The following is a 16,759-nucleotide window of genomic DNA, read 5'->3' as shown; positions in this document are numbered from 1 at the left end:
ATCCCCTCCAATTATCGTTTATAAAACGGCGTTCGAACAACGCTCGCTTTCAATTTTCGTTTGCGAACCCCCACGATTACTTCTGTACCGAGGGCGGCATAATCTGCCTCCACAAGCGCAAGACCAAGGTTTTTTCCGAGTGTCGGAGATTGCGTTCCTGATGTAATATGTCCGATTCTCTTTTCATCTTGATTATAAACAGGATAATCAGTACGTGGGATCCCTTTTTCAAGCATTTCAATGCCGACGAGTTTCCTAGACGGGCCATTTTCCTTTTCGGAAGCAAGGGCTTCTTTTCCAATAAAATCAGTGTCCTTATTCACTTTGACAGCAAAACCTAATTTTGCCTCCAACGGACTGATTGTCTCGGTAATTTCCTGCCCGTACAACGGCAAACGTGCTTCAAAACGAAGTGTATCCCGAGCTCCTAAGCCGCAGGGCAAAATTCCCTCAGGTTGCCCGGTTTCAAGTAAGGCGTCCCAAATCGTGCCGGCATCTTTTGTGTCACAATAAATTTCAAATCCGTCTTCACCTGTGTAGCCGCTTCGTGACACGATAGCATGGGCACCTGCGATCTCCACATCCGCTTTAAAGCGAAACATGTCTATAGACTTAACATCCACCTCTGTCAGAGATTGTAAGACGTCCACCGCCTTCGGACCTTGCAATGCGAGAAGCGCGTAATCATCAGAGACATCCGTAACCGTCGTCCCGGGTCTTACGTGCTGTTCAATCCACTTCCTATCCCTTTCCCGGTTGGCAGCGTTCGGAATCACCATATACTTGTTTACATCCAGTTGATACACGAGGAAATCATCCACCGTTCCCCCGCTTTCATTACACATTAATGAATATTGTGCTTTTCCAACTTCTAGCTTGGAAGCATCATTTGTCAAAAGAACTTGAAGGGATTCAAGTGCTGACTCCCCTTCTAGAATAACCTCCCCCATATGGGAAACATCAAAGAGGCCAACCGCCTCGCGAACTGCCCGGTGTTCTTCTTTAATCGACGAGTACTGTACAGGCATTTCAAATCCGCCGAAGGGCACAATTTTTGCTCCTAATGCCACATGCTTGTCATAAAGGATGGTTCGTTGATTTTCCATACAAATATCTTCCTCCCTACATTTTTTAGATGTAAAAAAAGACAGAGCTTTTCAACATCTCACGTTGAAAAGCTCTGTCCATATACCAGAAAGTTTCCTCTTTGCCCAGGTAGGCAAAGGATGTCTTCGTGGGTGGCCTTGTGGCACTCTCCAGAGCTGCGTCAAACAGAAGTACTTGGGCCTGAGAGATTCACCTTACCGGCTTGCTCCTTCGGCGTCGCTTTAAACGATCTCTCCCTCTGTCATCATCCGCATTATGCAATTGTATAAAAGAAAGCAACATTCACATACTATGAACGTTCCTTGCGTTAACACTAGTTTAGCATTACACAACCTCACTGCCAATCTTTTTTTTAAAAATTAAGGAGCCATTATGTACATTGATATTCATTTTTCTACAGATTGGGAAGAAAAGTTCAAAAAAGCATTAGATGACGAGGGGCCCTGGTCCTCATGGGAGATGTATCGCCTCGCCTATGAAGCTGAGAAGCATAAAGCCGTCCCCTCTTTTGACGGGCTTGTTGCGACGTCACATTTGCCGCAGCTTTCCTTATATGATCATCAATGGGAGACAGCACGACGTGTTGTCGAGGATATGAACGGCAAAGCTATTCTCGCCGATGAAGTCGGACTCGGGAAGACGATTGAAGCAGGACTTGTGTTAAAGGAATATATGATTCGGGGGCTCGTCAAGAAAGCTCTTATCCTTGCCCCCGCATCTCTAGTCAATCAATGGGCGCAAGAGTTGAATGAAAAATTTAATATCCCCGCTGTGCCGCAAAAAAAGTCGTATGTTTGGGAACGGTGTGATGTAGTTGTTGCGTCTATGGATGCAGCTAAACGATCTCCCCACCGCGATATTGTACTGGAACAACCCTATGATATGATCATCATCGATGAAGCTCACAAATTAAAGAATACAAAGACAAAAAACTATGCTTTCATCAAATCGCTTAAAAAACGATTCTGCCTACTCCTCACCGCTACTCCTGTGCAAAATAGAATCGAGGAACTTTTTCATCTCGTTTCGATTTTAAAGCCAGGCCATCTCGGCGATGAGAAAAGTTTTAAAGATCAATATAAGGGCGACCAATCGAACGAAGATATTCAGGCACTTGTTCAAAACGTAATGGTTCGCAACCGCCGTGATAACACCAATGTCAATTGGACAAAAAGGCACGTGGAAAATAATCATGTAAAAATGTCAGACGAAGAACGCGCCATGTATGACGCGGTTTGCAATTTGAAGCAAACGGTTCAGGAGCTACATGGATTTTCATTAACAACACTTCAACGAGAAGCTTGTTCTAGCAAAGAAGCGTTAGGTGTCACACTTTCCAATATGATGAAGAAAGGGATTTTAAGTGAAGAACAAGCTACCCCTGTCGTTCAAGCTATGCAAGCCGTAAAAACAAATGCAAAAGCCGAGCAGGTATTGAAACAATTGCAGGCCTCCTCAGAAAAAACGATTATTTTTACAGAATACCGTGCCACTCAGCTGTTTTTACAGTGGTTTCTTTCCCAACACAAGATTCGCTCCGTTCCGTTTCGCGGTGGATTTAAACGGAGCAAAAAAGATTGGATGCGAATGTTGTTCCGGGACCACGCGCAAGTGATGATCGCAACTGAAGCAGGGGGGGAAGGATTGAACCTGCAGTTTTGTCATCACATGATTAACTATGATTTGCCATGGAATCCTATGCGTGTCGAACAGCGAATCGGTAGAATCCACCGTCTTGGCCAAAAGGAAGATGTACACATTACCAACTATGCGATCGACAATACCGTCGAACAACGAATTCTCAACCTTCTGTACGATAAGATTGCCATGTTCGAAGGCGTTATCGGCCGCCTGGATGATATCCTCGAGCGTTACTCCGGTCAGGAATTGGAAAAATACGTCGAGGATGCCTTGGATTCGGACACCGAGGGGGAAACACGGGTAAAGCTTCATCATTTGAGCGAACTTATGAATCAAGAAAACAAAGGGGGAGGACAAGATGGAACAGGCAGAAGTTCATAATTATCTTCGTCGCTACTTTTACGCCGCCGGTGCAGAACTGTTACATACTAGGCCGCCTAATCTCGAAGTACAGCTTAATAAAACGCTCGATCTCGAGCTCATGAACCGTCCCTTCTACTGGCATTATCTTGAAAAAACCGGGGGCGAACCCAAGCCATTGAAAATGAACCTATCAACGGATATGCACTCAGAAACGAATGAAAAGATCCACTTCGGCTCTCCGCGCCTCCATCAAATTTTCTCCTCAGCTGTTGAAAAAGGTGCGGTTACTCGGTTGTACGAACAAACTTACCAAAAAAACCAAACCCCCCTCTATCCATGGCTCGGATTAAATATGCGCATCTCTTACACATGCCACCGTAGACGCGATGACATTCGTAGTTTCGGCGTGCAATTAATCAGCGGAGAGACCATCGACCATTTTATGAAACGTCTCTCACCACTCCCGCTTGTACCCGCCATCCCCGACTACACTTTTACGATGGCAAATCTGATCAAACCGCTAAGCGCAGTGCAAAGAATCAAGAAGTACCTCCTTGACGATATTCGGAGCCAAAAGCATACGTGGGCAGATGAAGCAACGAAGCGTATGAACGCTGATTTACAATTACTCGACCGCTTTTACGAAGCCCGCGAGGAGGAAGATACTGACTATGACTCAGAAAAAGAAGCGATTCAACATCAATATCAACCAACCATTCAGCTCACATTCATCAACGGCGGTCTTTTTTACCTAAGTAAAGAAAGGGGAACCTTATTTTAGTACGTATAAATTCGACAAAAGCCAACTGAATGACTGGTGACTTGAGCCAATGTTGACAGGCTTGGAGTTCTAATAACAAAAACCACTCGCCAAAGGGATGACGAGTGGTTTTTCTAAGCTTCTGGTGCACCACTTACGAATAAAGTCATGACTGAAAAGAATCCAAATACGAGAATACTGATCACTGAAAATCCGACGCCGACAAAATTCCTCCGCTTTAGTTCGCGGAAAAAAGAAATGACTGAGAGGATTGCAACTGCCAATAAAGTTGTCCCTAATGCCATGAATTTTTCTCTCCTTCTAAAAGGTGATTCAAAATCTTATGCGCCCATAGCTACATGCCTGTTCATAGTAAAATAGCCGCACATTTGTCGAGTTTTCTTTCGTTTTTACTTCCTGTACAATGGGAATATATTCTAAACATTGTTTAAGGAGCTGAACACGATGATTAATTGGAAACAAGTCCCATTAGGTCCAGTACAAGCGAATGCCTATGTACTTTATAATCAAGACAAAGAGGCAGTGATCTTTGATCCGGGGGGAGATGGCGAAGCCTTTCAATCTGCTTTACAACGGGAAAATATAAAGCCTATAGCGATCCTTTTAACACACGCCCATTTTGATCACATTGGCGCTGTTGATCACATTCGTGATGCATTCAACATCCCTGTGTATCTCCATCAAGCAGAAGAAAGCTGGCTTTCTGATCCAGCAAAAAACCTCTCCATTAACATGACTCCCCAAGGTTTCACCGCCCGACCTGCCGATCATTTAATCATAGGGGAAAATCGCTTGCGCGTGGGTCCATTTGAGTTTCAGATTTACGAAACTCCGGGTCATTCACCTGGAAGTGTCTCCTTCTATCACGAAGAAACAAGTACTGTTTTCTCCGGTGACGTCTTATTCCAGGCTGGTATCGGACGAACGGACCTCCCTTATGGAGACGAAAAAACCCTGCTCGACAGCATTCACCTTAAACTGTTAGAACTACCTGAAGACACAACGGTTGCCTGCGGGCATGGACCTGAAACAACCGTTGCAAATGAAATGGACCAAAACCCGTTTCTGAGTGGGTTGTAGAATACAACAGGCGGTTAATCATTGGCCGCCTGGGTTTTAATGACCAATGGTTGGTTCCATAATAAACATCGTATAATAGGAAAAGCTAACCATAAACAAAGTTAAATATGCACCGAATATGTAGACATACGTTCGTTCATGAAGGTTCATAAAACCTAAACCAACAAACGCAGCCGTTTGCGCAAAGAACAACAGAGATACTTCATACATTTCACCTACGAAAAATAATACTGCGAAGACCCCTGTCCAAAAACCCATCACACGGTACATGCGACTCATTTTTTTTCCTCCTCTACCATTGCTTCTACCTCAGGGATGCTATCCTTATTATATATGAGGGATGTACCCCTTGTAAATTACTTTTCGATGATAGCCGAACACAAAAGCATCATTTGGATTTGCGCATACTAATTTTTAATGCCGTAGGGATCATACCGAAGACAGTAAACAGGCGTAATCTCCGTTTTTTTTTCAGTCTTCGCTGTTCCTTTCGGCTCACCTCTTGAGGCGCGGCAAACGAGTCAATCTTTCGTAAAAAGGATTCAATGAGATATTTGAAATAAGGATTGGGATTCATGGATATACCTGCCTCCTCCTAAACCAATCTTTATTATAGATCCTTCCCCATCTTTTTCTTTTTTATTCTGCTTCCGTAGGAATGTACTCCATCTGAAATGTACGAATATTTTTAACTGTGTGTTCAAAAAACCCAACAGTTCAAGGAAGTACTGCCTCCGAAGCGCGAATCCTATATGGGAAGCCTGTCAGATCAAAGACAGAATCATCACTGCTCGCCTCGGGTAAAACTTGAAAAACCTGTAGATGAACGGTCTTTAATCAGAATCTTGATAAGATACCTGCACATACAGACACCCGCGTCGTTTCACGCGGGTGTCTGTATGTGATCCTATGTAATGGTTGGGATGGCAGGATTCGAACCTACGCATCATGGAGTCAAAGTCCATTGCCTTACCGCTTGGCTACATCCCATGCTACACCCAGTAGTATGGGCACGTAAAAAAAGATTATACTTTTTTTACAGAAAAAGTAGAGACAAATTTTTGCTCACAAATGAAGTCTAGGGCTACACTCGAGATTAGTTTCTGTATCCTTTTGATGTTTCCTAGCATAAAGCGGGTGATAAAAAAATAACTAAAAATTCGTGTTCAAAAAGGAGGTAAAAAGAGCCGAGGAGTTTCGTGAAGATGAAGCGAGCATCCTGCTTGCACCACGAAAGCATTCACTTCTCACGAAGGAAAAGGGGGTTCTTTTCCGAGGAGCAAAGCGACAGCTGGCTGCTTCGTAAGCGTTCCTTCACACGATGAAAAAGCGGTTTTCTTTTTCGAGGATATGGTTTTCATACGTGAGGCGTGCAGAAGCAAGTCGACGAAGAAATACGACCGCTATTTTCCCGGACTTTTTTAAACATCCTCTAAAATAAGGGAGCTGACCCCAACATATGGTCAGCTCCGTCGATCAGAATCACCTCTTCTTTCTCATTCTTTCATCCTTCATTATCTTTATCTTCAGCCGTTACTGATCTTGATTCAACTCCGGCTTTCCTTACGTAATAATAATGCTGAAGCGTTCCCCCTTCTTCCGTCTCAGCCTTTAGGTGCACTGATTTATATCCATTTGAGGTTGGTAACGTATGGTAATGCACCTCACCTTCTTTAAATTTCCACGATCCATGTGATGATGTACGACCTCTTCGATATTCCTCCCACCAATTGGCCTCTCCTTTAGCAAGCAACACGTTTGCTATCAGGAATCTCTGCTGAGCCTGTAGACCTTCCCGCTCAGCTACCAATAGTGAAGCCTGATGACTGACAAGACCGGCGAGGATAAGACAAATTATTAGGACAAACGGCATTACAGCTCCCTTCTGATCCAAATTTCTTCCTCCTCAGGCGCCTGGGAGTGACGCAATTTTTTCTCATATTGCTTTCCATCTGCGATGACAGTAATAACCACACCGTCCTCAACAGGTTGAGCACGAAAGTCTTCAATACTTTGCAAAACAATTACATGTCCCCCGTCGACTGTACGGTAAATCAGACGGTCCCCTGCCTTTCTATACAATCGTTTAGTGTCCTGGATATCGGTGATTACGAGCGCATTTTGCTCTACCGAATAATCACGGGCATACTTTGACTCACGCTCCATTTCCTGAAACCAGATGTGAATTTCTTGCTCATTGTGGGAAAGGGCTGAATCCGGAGGTTTTGTGCTGTGTAAAAAGAGAGGAAGAACTGCCACTACGGCAAATAAAATAAACATGGAGATTACAGTTTCTAAAAGCGTGAAGCCGCGGTCGTTTATGATGGAAACACGAGACATACTTCTTTCTCCCTCCCTGCAGGCCCAACCCAATGGATACAGACATCTCCATTACGATTACGTAGAACGAAGGAGGTCACTTCAGATTGTATCGTTTCTACCTCCCCCTCCATGAGTTCGTATCCATACCGATCAAGGTGCCGATACGCTTCACGTTCCACCTGAACTTCCGCCCTTTCGGTATATAAGATCGAAAGCAAGGGAATAATTCCTGCAACTGCGATCGATAAGATCAAAAGTGCCGTCATGACCTCAACTAAAGTGAATCCTCCCTGATGGTTACGAATGAAGTCTTTCAACATAAAACCTCCCCGAACCTACACGAAAATTTACCCAATAAAGATCTCCCGGTGTTTGTATCGCGAATCTGCCAGCAACGTTTGTATTGCCATTGGGATAAAAAAAGATCGGTGTCGGGACGGCAATTGAGCCTCGTTGAAAACGTAATCCCTCCGGAAAATGAACAGTCTTTTCGTGCTTACCGTCTACTGAGACTTGATAAAAACCCCTACCGTTAAAGATATTGATCCTTGCATTAGTGGTTTTCCCCATTGCTTGCTGCTGACTGTAATAAAGATCTTGCTCAAATTCTTCAATGAATGCCTTCACATCCTGCCCGCTGTCTCGATTAACATAATACAAGGTTGGAATCGCTAAGCAAATCGAGAAAATAAGCAAAACAACCATAAGCTCAATCAGCGTGTGGCCCCTATCGTTTTTCATCATTCCTGGCTGACTTCTCCACTGCTCTCACTATACGACAAGTCAGATCCATCCGGGCAGGTAATACGATCCACATAACCTTCCTCTTCTAAAACGGATAAGTCACTTGGCATACTACCATGCTCCACGTGATAACTCCCTACGGCTGCTTGCAATAGGTCTACAGTAGCTTCACACCCTTTACTTTGGGCAACGCCGCTATTTTCTACCATATTAGGAATCGCAACGAGCAATAATATGGAGATAATAAGGAGTACGATCATCATCTCAATAAGTGTAAAGCCCCCGTCCTTTTTCTTCATTGTATATCTCCTTTCTGATTGCGATTGTAGACAAGCTTCACGAGTTTTTTTGTATCATCGTTTTGTTGATATTCGAGGCATTTGACACGAGACTCTAGATCATCAATACGCAAATCCATTTTTTTGAAGGTTTCTTCTAGATGCTGAATGCGCAGCATTAGTAGTTCATCAGGCTTTTTCATATTTCTTCTCCTTATTTCAGTTATCTAATGAGGAAATTAATTGAAAGATCGGCATGAAGATTGATAAAAACAGCATCAACATGAAACTGCCAATGACTAAAAACAAAATCGGCTGAATCTTTGTCGTTGCTCTTTTCGCCCTTTCGTTAATCTCTTCCCAAAGCATTTCACTATAATGGGCAAGGTCTTCAGCTAACTGACCTGCGGCTTGCCCGTGTCTCACTACATCGGGTAGCTCTTTTTGATAATATGGAGCGTTTTCAATTGCTGCACCCAATTGTTTCCCTTCATTTAATTGTGCTTGTAACCGTTCTCCTTCCGCTTTCAAAAACATCATCTGTTCTTGTTTGATAAAGACTTGTAAGGCATCGTGGGCACTGAGGCCGCCTTTTAATAATTGACTCATCTGTAGACTCACCGTATAAGTGATATACAAATGTAACCAACGGCGTAAGCCGGGTATCTTTGATAATTGTTGAATTTGTGTAAAGGGAGTCAGTTGTTTAAAACAGAGCTGATAATAGAAGTACAAAGCGGTGACGCTAATCACCAAAGCGGCAAATACGAAGGGGAGCCCTTCAAAAACCGAAAATGTGAAGGTCGTGATTAATGGATAATCAATATCCATCGTGGCAAATAACTGTTCAAATTGGGGAAAAACAAATAACGTCATGAATAGAAAAAGGGTAGCAATGATCCAAATGAGGAGAATTGGATAACGAGCAAGAATACGTACTTTCTCTTTCAATCGTTCCCTTTGTTCAAGCATACGACCTGCAAAATAAAACCCTTGGGAAAGCATGCCATAACGTTCAGAAAAATAAAGGTAGGCACGAATATCAGAAGGAATTCGCAATAGCTCTAACGACTCCGCCCAGGCTTTTCCATCTTGCAAGGTACCAATCCACGAATGAATGGTATCTCTTGCATAAGGGGGCTCTCCGTACATCATCAGTTTTGCTCCATGGTTCAATGTATACCCTCTTTGCAACAACCTGCCGACATTGAGAAAAAAGCGAGCTTTGTTTTTCGCCTGCCATTTATCTTTTTTTCGATTAAACATGGCTGTGGCGCTCCTCTTTAGCGGCATCATATCCAAGTGCCATCCCTTCGAGACGTTGGCTTTCCAGACCGTCATCATAGGAAAGCGGAATATTTTGTACACAGTCGTCCAAGAGTGATTGCAAAGGCTCATCCGCCAAAAAACCAAAAATCGCCTTTCGTTTTTCTTGTATACGATCAGGGTCATCTTCTCTTACATGCACGAGGCGCTGTGCCACTACAGCTGCTGTACTTTCATATATATAATTGGCAGGGACACCAAATTCTAGTAAGCGAACAAGGGCACCGCTCGTATTGCGCGTATGCATCGTTGTTAAGACGAGATGCCCGGTCATCGCAGCCCGCACTGCCATTTTAGCCGTCTTCTCATCACGAATTTCTCCAACCATAAGAACATCCGGATCGTGACGGAGAGCGGCTTTCAATGCATCTGTGTAAAATAACCCAGCCTGTTCATTCACTTGCATTTGTGTAAAAGCTTTCTGTGGTTTTTCGATTGGATCTTCAACAGAAATGACATGGCGAATCGTTTGCCTGGATATCTCTTGGAGGAGGGCATACATCGTCGTGGTTTTCCCGGATCCAGTAGGACCGGTAAAAATGATCAGGCCATGATCCAGTTGAGCTAAATCATGAAGTTTACGTGAGGAACTTTCAAGAAGTGGTAATTGTGACAATTTGAGATGATCATTCGCTGGCAAGAGACGAGCCACTAATCGTTCTCCTTCAGCAATTGGGATGGTTGACAGCCGAATTGCTAGTGATTTTTCACCTTGGATCATTGACAAGGAACCGTTTTGCGGAAGACGTCGTTCCCCAATGTCCATACCGGATTGGAATTTAAGATGGGCAATCATTTTGTCGGCATACGTCCGTGAAAGGCGTCTAGTTTCTTTTAAATCACCTTCTGTTCGAAACAATACTGCCGTATAGTCGGGGTAAGGATGGAAGTGAACGTCAGTGGCCTGATGTTCGTGGGCTAAACAGAAGAGTTTTGTACATTCTTCTTGTGTTGTGGTCAATTTGGCACCTCCCTTTTTTATAAAGGGGGCTCTCTCACACATATTACTATTCGACAGTAACTGTCTTTTTCCTTCCTTTTTCGTAAAAAAGTATAATCTTTTTTTACGTGCCCATACTACTGGGTGTAGCATGGGATGTAGCCAAGCGGTAAGGCAATGGACTTTGACTCCATGTTGCGTAGGTTCGAATCCTGCCATCCCAACCATTACATAGGATCACATACAGACACCCGCGTGAAACGACGCGGGTGTCTGTATGTGGATACCTCATCAAACAAAAACCCTTGAGTACAATGACTCAAGAGCCGTTATGATTATTCACTCGCTGTTTCACTCACGACCCACCAGAAGTTATCATAATCTTCCATTCCCGGAAATGGTGGATCAGTAAATGCCGGGTCTTCACCACCTTGCCCCGCATGTGCTAGCCATGTATGGAGGTAATGGACCTCTGTTTCCTCAGCCTTCTCTGGTAATTGCACAGAAACTGACCCTATAGGGCCGTAGACTTCATTCATTTCAATTCGATTTGGAAATTCAAAAATCAATCCTTCATCGACGACCATCGCTTCGTCTTCATAGATGACCTCGTCACCTTGCAATAATTGTATCTCGTTCTCCTCAAATTCATAACCGGGAAGGACTTCTCCATTTTCATAGGCGATAATGCCGATATAATCTTCGCCTTCTAGCTCTCCTTCCGGTAGGGCTGCCCACTCCCACTCGGCCTTAAGTTGATCATTTGCTATGGCAGCATCCAGCTGCACATGATCCTTGAGCTCTTCGTGCCCAACTTCATCGGATTCTGTAACATAAAGACCTCCGGCTACAAATAAAAAAATCATAAGTAATCCTGGCAATATAATCATCCATTTATTACTACTTCTGAACATCATTCTCCCCCGTAACTATCATTCAATATCCCTGTAAAACGTTCACATGTTTTTTCGATATCATTACTCATGACAACTTCACTAATAACAGCAATTCCACTCACACCTGTAGCAGCAACCGCCGCGGCATTGTTCAATTTGATACCTCCGATCGCAACAGTTGGAATCGAAACCTGTTCACAAATGTCTCGCAATCCACTCAGCCCGACCTCTTCTTCCGTATCTTCCTTAGAACGCGTTTGGTAGACAGGCCCAACACCGATATAGTCGGCCCCGTCCCGCTCGGCTTCAATGGCTTCTTTTTTTGTATGAGTGGAAATCCCAATAAGCTTACCCCTTCCTAATAAGGTACGTGCTTCCAAGAGCGGAAAATCCCCCTGCCCAAAGTGTACACCATCCGCATCTACCGCTAAAGCGACATCTAAATGGTCATTGATAATGAAAGGCACGCCAAAGCGTGAGGCCAGCTGCTGTAACTTTCGGCCTTTTTTAATTAAATCTTCCTTGCTGCTTTCCTTATCACGCAGTTGAATGGCACTAGCCCCACCCTGTAAAGCTGCTTCCATTACCGATTCCAATGTTCGTTCTGGATGTAAATGTTCCGCGGAGATAACATACAATCCTGATGTCCACACACCGAGCCCCCCTCTACTTATTCACGATTCTTTTATCTATTGGCAGTGTACCGCCTTTAGTAATTTCACACAAATAAATTGTGCTCATATTAAAATCATACATAAAAGGACTGGATGATGTTTAAACAAGAGGTTAAAAAGCGGTCGACAGAAATGGATAACTGCTACATAGGGATATTCGTCAAAGTTAGGAATGAAGAGGGTGTTCAAAAAGCCGGGAAAATATAAAACTCATTTATGATGAAGTATTATAGTCTCTAAGCGATCAGTGCTGACCGCCAACCAAGATGAAAGGTATTTTTAGAGGACTTTTCAGTGGTGATGTTAATGAATCAATTCCTTTTCCTGTTTTACAGAATCACGCATTTGAAATCTATTCTGTAAGTACAAATGAAACCTTTGTAGATTAAACTCGGGAATTTTGATCATGTTGGAAAGCAATTGAATAAGCGGCTGGATTCTAAAAGCCGCTTGTTCCTATTCCAAAAATCTTGATCCCGCTATGCCTGGCTTGGTCATCTCTTGCGGTTTAAGGATTTCCTCCAACTCTTCTTCCGATAAAATCCCACGTTCGATACAAATGTCTTTCACCGAATTGCCAGTATTCAAAGCTTCCTTCGCGATACGTGAAGCGACTTCGTAACCCACGTGAGGATTAATAGCAGTAACAACTCCTACGCTGTTATGCACCATTTCCTTCGTTTTTTCGATATTGGCCGTCATCCCTTCAAGGGCGTGCCGTCTAAACACACACAATCCGTTTTCTAATATCGATAACGATTGTAATAAATTAAAAACAAGGACAGGTCCCATCACATTTAACTCTAATTGCCCAGCTTCAGAAGCAAGGCTGATGGTATGATCGTTTCCAATGACTTGAAAAGAAACTTGATTAACGACTTCCGCCATCACAGGATTTACTTTTCCAGGCATAATGGAAGATCCCGGTTGACGGGCTGGAAGATTAATTTCATTGAGACCCGTTCGCGGCCCTGAGCTCATAAGTCTTAAATCGTTCGCCATTTTGGACAGGTTAATCGCCAGTACTTTTAAAGATGCCGAGAGTTCTGTATAGTCATCTGTATTTTGTGTGGCGTCGACTAAGTGATCGGCCCCCGTTAACTTCAGATTTGTAATCTCGGATAAATAATTTGTGACGGTTTCAATATATTCTGGTTCCGCATTTAAACCGGTCCCAACAGCCGTGGCACCCATGTTGACCTCATTTAAATTATTAAGAGCCCGTTCAATTCTCCCGAGATCTCGCTCTAACATGCGGCGGTAGGACCCAATTTCCTGACCGAGACGAATGGGGACAGCATCTTGCAAATGGGTGCGCCCCATCTTGATAACCTCATCAAATGATTTTTCTTTCTTTTTAAGTGTGTCAATCGTTTCATCAAGTACATTTTGCAATCCTTTTGCAAGTTTTAAGGCTGCAATATGGATCGCAGTAGGAAAAGTATCATTCGTGGATTGGGCCATATTTACATGGGTGTTAGGACTTAATCGACTGTAATCTCCTTTTTTATACCCTAAAATTTCAATCGCGCGGTTGGCGATGACTTCGTTTGCATTCATATTAAAAGAAGTTCCTGCCCCGCCTTGTATGGCGTCTACAACGAATTCTTTGTTATGCTTCCCTTCGATAACTTCCTCTGCCGCTTTTACGATGGCACTTGCTAATGTTTCGTTTAAATTTCCAACGTCCCGGTTAGCCATGGCCGCTGCCTTCTTGACGAAACCGAAAGACTGAATTAAAGCTGGATGGGGAGGATAGCCAGTAATAGGGAAATTTTCTTGTGCCCGCACGGTTTGGATTCCATAATAGGCGTCCGCAGGCACTTGCTTTTCTCCTAAATAATCCTTTTCTATACGCTGTTCCATAGGTGTCAATCATCTCCTGTTATTTTAATTTTTCTCCAAAAAGAGAACCCATCAGCGCAACGGCCGCTTCAGCTGTTTTATTTTTTTCATCGAGGATTGGATTGACCTCCACAAACTCGCAAGATGTAATCCGATTTGCTTCATGTAACATTTCCATCGCCAAATGGCTTTCCCGGTATGAGATCCCGCCAACGACTGGTGTGCCAACGCCTGGAGCATCGATGGGGTCGAGCCCGTCCAAGTCAAGGCTGACATGAATACCATCACAATGACTCAAGTATCCAATCGTTTGCCTTATCACTTCGCTCATGCCGAGCCGGTCAACTTCATGCATCGTAAATACATTCATATTTGATTTTCGAACGAGCATTTTTTCAGCATCATCAAGTGCCCGAGCTCCAATAATGACAATATTCTCTGGTTTGATCGCTGGAGTGTCTCCAGAAATTGCTGTTAAGGATTCATGGCCCAGTCCTAAGCTGGCAGCAAGAGGCATACCATGAATATTTCCGGTCAGTGAAGTTTCTGCCGTATTCAAATCCCCGTGGGCATCATACCAAATTACTCCTAGCTCCTCATAATGCTTGGATATACCAGCAAGACTACCGATTGCAATGCTGTGGTCCCCTCCAAGAATGAGCGGAAATTCCTGCGCTGCTACGATGCGATCCGTTTTGGCTGCGAGGACTCGATTCGTATCCACAACAGCTGATAGATATTTCAAATCCTCTTCCGATGCTGAAACATAAGGCACAGGTACGGTTAAATCTCCATGGTCACAAACATCGTATCCAAGTAATTTCAGACGCTCGAAGGCCCCCGCATAACGAATAGCACTTGGCCCCATGTCAACACCTCGACGGTTCTGTCCTAAATCTAACGGTACACCTACCATTGATATTTTTTTATCCAACACGATTATGTACTCCTCCCCATTTTATCCTTAGATGATAAAAATACCCCCAACTTAATCGTCGATATAGCCCAGCCGTTTTGCAGCAAGCCAGGATGCACCGTAAATGCCGGCATCATTTCCAAGTTGGGCGAACCCAAAGGATAAATGCTGATCAGCCTCTGTTAACACGAAACGTTTAAAATGAGCGACTAACGGCTGTAATAACGTTTCTTTTGCCGCTGACATACCGCCGCCAATAATAATCTTTTCCGGATTAAAAAGAACCACTGTATTTGCCAACACATACGCCAAATAATAGGTAGCTTCATTGACAATCCGATTTGCAAGCCTATCCCCCTCTTCGGCTGCCTTAAATATATCTATAGCTTCACTACTTTTATCCAGCTGGGTACTTTCAGCAGGATTGCGCAAATGGTCAAGCAAACTCCTCCGTAATCCTTTGCTAGCGACATACTCTTCTAAACAGCCTTCCCGTCCGCACGTACAAATACGACCGTGAGGTACGACAAGGAAGTGGCCGATCTCTCCTGCTGTACCGCTTGGTCCAGTGACGACATCACCATTAAGGATCACGCCGCCGCCTACACCTGTGCCAAGCGTTATACATAATGTAGACGTTTCCATTTTTGCTGCTCCCTGCCAATATTCACCTGCCGCCGCAAGGTTCGCATCATTATTGATAAACACAGGCAAATCGAGCAATTCTTCAAGGGTTGATTGTAACGGATAATCTTTCCATCCAATATTAACGGCATTGTTCACCATACCAGACCCTTCTTCCACAAAACCAGGAACTCCGACACCTACTCCTGCCAGCTTAGATTTAGGAATTTGATTCTCTCTACAATATTCCTGAATACTGCTTTTAATATGGGAACAAATATTTTTTCCGTCATTTTCCGTATGTGTATGGATTTTCCACTTGCCGATGTTTTCTCCTGTGGTGGTCAGTATGCCAAATTTTGTCGTTGTCCCACCAACATCGATGCCTACAATGTATTCTGCCATTCCTAAACCCCCCTCAAAACTTTTCTGTACGTCTATTATTTCTCTAATTTCCGTTGCTCCACTTGTAAAATCCGTTTACAAGCGTAATAATCCTCCCTCTCCAGCAACCCTGATTGCTGTAACATGGATAATTCGTCTTCCATCAAAATCAAATCAGTCAAACGATCTTGCGTGTAAATCACCGAGTGAAACCGTAACAACAGCTGACGCACGTCATGCACACTTTTAATATTCATACTCTACTATTATAGCAACTTTCCTGTCGAGGCGAAAACGAGAAATAATAATGGTACGTAGGGCAGCCATTGGAATCGTGAACAATAGGAAAATAAATAGCTTTGGACTAAAAATCCAATGAACAAACCGGCAACAAAAGCGACAACGAGAATTAAATAGGTAAACACGATAGATATCCATATATTTACAAGAGCTCCGGTCAAAAAAAACATCACGATGATGCTTACCCAAATTCGTATATCCCGGCGACCAAAAAAACCATAAAATGGATGATATGACAGAATGGCCACAGCGATGAACGCAACTGTACTCGTAAACCAGAATCCTTGAATCCACCCATCTGCTACGAAATTCAAATGACCATTGCTGACGGCAAACCCTAAATACCCCACCGCTGCAAAAAGCACAGCAAAAAGCAGCATCCACTTCTCCAGATCAACAACACGTTGGTGAAACAAAAGTGCCCCAATGGCTACCGCAATGGCGAATGCAGAAAGCATATTGTCCCCACCTTTATTTTTTACGTTCGGTACAACCTTACAAGAAACGTATGCAATTTAAGGGCTGTCCATGAACCACC

At 43.6% G+C, this 16,759-nt stretch carries 22 protein-coding genes, 2 tRNA genes and 1 riboswitch; of the genes, 4 read left to right on the top strand and 20 right to left on the bottom strand.

What is annotated here, in order from left to right; genetic code table 11:
* Positions 1 to 11: 11 nt before the first annotated feature.
* On the bottom strand, positions 12 to 1,106 hold the full coding sequence (gcvT, locus tag HNR44_RS04185; RefSeq protein ID WP_184402836.1) for a glycine cleavage system aminomethyltransferase GcvT: 1,095 nt from the start codon (positions 1,104 to 1,106) through the stop codon (positions 12 to 14).
* A 159-nt stretch (positions 1,107 to 1,265) separates the two neighbouring features.
* Positions 1,266 to 1,355, bottom strand: a riboswitch (glycine riboswitch).
* 124 nt (positions 1,356 to 1,479) lie between these two features.
* Between gcvT and HNR44_RS04180 the strand changes: the two genes are divergently transcribed.
* Both HNR44_RS04180 and HNR44_RS04175 read left to right on the top strand, forming a co-directional pair.
* Positions 1,480 to 3,129, top strand: coding sequence for a DEAD/DEAH box helicase (locus HNR44_RS04180; protein WP_184402835.1), 1,650 nt, complete (start codon positions 1,480 to 1,482; stop codon positions 3,127 to 3,129).
* The gene (locus HNR44_RS04175; RefSeq protein WP_184402833.1) at positions 3,107 to 3,892 is read left to right on the top strand and encodes a YqhG family protein; all 786 of its coding nucleotides are present in this window, start codon (positions 3,107 to 3,109) and stop codon (positions 3,890 to 3,892) included. The genes HNR44_RS04180 and HNR44_RS04175 overlap by 23 nt, the downstream gene beginning before the upstream one ends.
* Before the next feature lie 113 nt (positions 3,893 to 4,005).
* Here HNR44_RS04175 and HNR44_RS04170 read toward each other — a convergent pair whose 3' ends face one another.
* Positions 4,006 to 4,176: a DUF2759 domain-containing protein gene (locus HNR44_RS04170; RefSeq protein WP_184402832.1), complete on the bottom strand. Its 171-nt coding sequence runs from the start codon at positions 4,174 to 4,176 to the stop codon at positions 4,006 to 4,008.
* A 163-nt stretch (positions 4,177 to 4,339) separates the two neighbouring features.
* Between HNR44_RS04170 and HNR44_RS04165 the strand changes: the two genes are divergently transcribed.
* A complete protein-coding gene (locus HNR44_RS04165; protein WP_184403547.1) occupies positions 4,340 to 4,972 on the top strand; it encodes an MBL fold metallo-hydrolase in 633 nt (210 codons plus the stop codon).
* A gap of 36 nt (positions 4,973 to 5,008) precedes the next feature.
* Here the strand turns inward: HNR44_RS04165 and HNR44_RS04160 are convergent, their stop codons facing one another.
* The 11 genes from HNR44_RS04160 to comGA form a co-directional block, all read right to left on the bottom strand.
* Entirely contained in the window at positions 5,009 to 5,251 is a 243-nt protein-coding gene (locus HNR44_RS04160) for a DUF2626 domain-containing protein (RefSeq protein ID WP_184402830.1), read from the bottom strand.
* A 109-nt stretch (positions 5,252 to 5,360) separates the two neighbouring features.
* Positions 5,361 to 5,549 (bottom strand): YqzE family protein, encoded by a 189-nt coding sequence (locus HNR44_RS18155; protein ID WP_484494487.1) that lies wholly within the window; start codon positions 5,547 to 5,549, stop codon positions 5,361 to 5,363.
* 338 nt (positions 5,550 to 5,887) lie between these two features.
* A tRNA-Gln gene (locus tag HNR44_RS04155) sits at positions 5,888 to 5,962 on the bottom strand.
* A 514-nt stretch (positions 5,963 to 6,476) separates the two neighbouring features.
* A complete protein-coding gene (gene comGG / locus HNR44_RS04150) occupies positions 6,477 to 6,866 on the bottom strand; it encodes a competence type IV pilus minor pilin ComGG (protein WP_184402828.1) in 390 nt (129 codons plus the stop codon).
* A complete protein-coding gene (locus HNR44_RS04145; RefSeq protein ID WP_184402827.1) occupies positions 6,845 to 7,312 on the bottom strand; it encodes a competence type IV pilus minor pilin ComGF in 468 nt (155 codons plus the stop codon). Before HNR44_RS04145 ends, comGG begins: the two co-directional genes overlap by 22 nt.
* Positions 7,291 to 7,614 (bottom strand): type II secretion system protein, encoded by a 324-nt coding sequence (locus HNR44_RS04140; protein ID WP_184402826.1) that lies wholly within the window; start codon positions 7,612 to 7,614, stop codon positions 7,291 to 7,293. Before HNR44_RS04140 ends, HNR44_RS04145 begins: the two co-directional genes overlap by 22 nt.
* Entirely contained in the window at positions 7,592 to 8,038 is a 447-nt protein-coding gene (gene comGD, locus HNR44_RS04135; protein ID WP_184402825.1) for a competence type IV pilus minor pilin ComGD, read from the bottom strand. Before comGD ends, HNR44_RS04140 begins: the two co-directional genes overlap by 23 nt.
* Positions 8,035 to 8,337, bottom strand: a complete 303-nt coding sequence (comGC, locus tag HNR44_RS04130; RefSeq protein ID WP_184402823.1) for a competence type IV pilus major pilin ComGC — start codon at positions 8,335 to 8,337, stop codon at positions 8,035 to 8,037. Before comGC ends, comGD begins: the two co-directional genes overlap by 4 nt.
* Positions 8,334 to 8,519, bottom strand: a complete 186-nt coding sequence (locus HNR44_RS04125) for a hypothetical protein (protein ID WP_184402821.1) — start codon at positions 8,517 to 8,519, stop codon at positions 8,334 to 8,336. Before HNR44_RS04125 ends, comGC begins: the two co-directional genes overlap by 4 nt.
* 16 nt (positions 8,520 to 8,535) lie before the next feature.
* Complete coding sequence (comGB, locus tag HNR44_RS04120) at positions 8,536 to 9,582, bottom strand: competence type IV pilus assembly protein ComGB (RefSeq protein WP_184402820.1); 1,047 nt, start codon at positions 9,580 to 9,582, stop codon at positions 8,536 to 8,538.
* Positions 9,575 to 10,603 carry a competence type IV pilus ATPase ComGA gene (gene comGA, locus HNR44_RS04115; protein WP_184402819.1) on the bottom strand — a complete coding sequence of 343 codons (1,029 nt, stop codon included), beginning with the start codon at positions 10,601 to 10,603 and terminating at the stop codon, positions 9,575 to 9,577. Before comGA ends, comGB begins: the two co-directional genes overlap by 8 nt.
* A 131-nt stretch (positions 10,604 to 10,734) precedes the next feature.
* On the opposite strand from comGA, the gene HNR44_RS04110 reads away from it, so the two are divergent.
* Positions 10,735 to 10,809, top strand: a tRNA-Gln gene (locus tag HNR44_RS04110).
* 108 nt (positions 10,810 to 10,917) lie between these two features.
* On the opposite strand, the gene HNR44_RS04105 is transcribed toward HNR44_RS04110, so the two are convergent.
* The 7 genes from HNR44_RS04105 to HNR44_RS04075 all read right to left on the bottom strand — a co-directional run bounded on the left by HNR44_RS04105 (position 10,918) and on the right by HNR44_RS04075 (position 16,679).
* Positions 10,918 to 11,499, bottom strand: a complete 582-nt coding sequence (locus HNR44_RS04105) for a hypothetical protein (protein WP_184402818.1) — start codon at positions 11,497 to 11,499, stop codon at positions 10,918 to 10,920.
* Positions 11,496 to 12,131, bottom strand: coding sequence for a thiamine phosphate synthase (thiE, locus tag HNR44_RS04100; protein WP_184402817.1), 636 nt, complete (start codon positions 12,129 to 12,131; stop codon positions 11,496 to 11,498). Before thiE ends, HNR44_RS04105 begins: the two co-directional genes overlap by 4 nt.
* A gap of 477 nt (positions 12,132 to 12,608) precedes the next feature.
* Positions 12,609 to 14,018 (bottom strand): aspartate ammonia-lyase, encoded by a 1,410-nt coding sequence (gene aspA / locus HNR44_RS04095; RefSeq protein ID WP_184402815.1) that lies wholly within the window; start codon positions 14,016 to 14,018, stop codon positions 12,609 to 12,611.
* 19 nt (positions 14,019 to 14,037) lie between these two features.
* Positions 14,038 to 14,931 carry an arginase gene (gene rocF / locus HNR44_RS04090; RefSeq protein ID WP_184403546.1) on the bottom strand — a complete coding sequence of 298 codons (894 nt, stop codon included), beginning with the start codon at positions 14,929 to 14,931 and terminating at the stop codon, positions 14,038 to 14,040.
* A 54-nt stretch (positions 14,932 to 14,985) separates the two neighbouring features.
* A complete protein-coding gene (locus tag HNR44_RS04085; protein ID WP_184402814.1) occupies positions 14,986 to 15,942 on the bottom strand; it encodes an ROK family glucokinase in 957 nt (318 codons plus the stop codon).
* A 35-nt stretch (positions 15,943 to 15,977) separates the two neighbouring features.
* Complete coding sequence (locus tag HNR44_RS04080) at positions 15,978 to 16,178, bottom strand: YqgQ family protein (RefSeq protein ID WP_221434199.1); 201 nt, start codon at positions 16,176 to 16,178, stop codon at positions 15,978 to 15,980.
* A gap of 9 nt (positions 16,179 to 16,187) precedes the next feature.
* Complete coding sequence (locus tag HNR44_RS04075; RefSeq protein ID WP_184402812.1) at positions 16,188 to 16,679, bottom strand: LTA synthase family protein; 492 nt, start codon at positions 16,677 to 16,679, stop codon at positions 16,188 to 16,190.
* Positions 16,680 to 16,759: the final 80 nt, after the last annotated feature.

The organism is Geomicrobium halophilum, from assembly GCF_014207655.1.
GTDB lineage: Bacteria > Bacillota > Bacilli > Bacillales > Marinococcaceae > Geomicrobium > Geomicrobium halophilum.
Note: the sequence above shows the minus strand (reverse complement) of the source record. Positions and strands in the feature narration are given on the sequence as shown.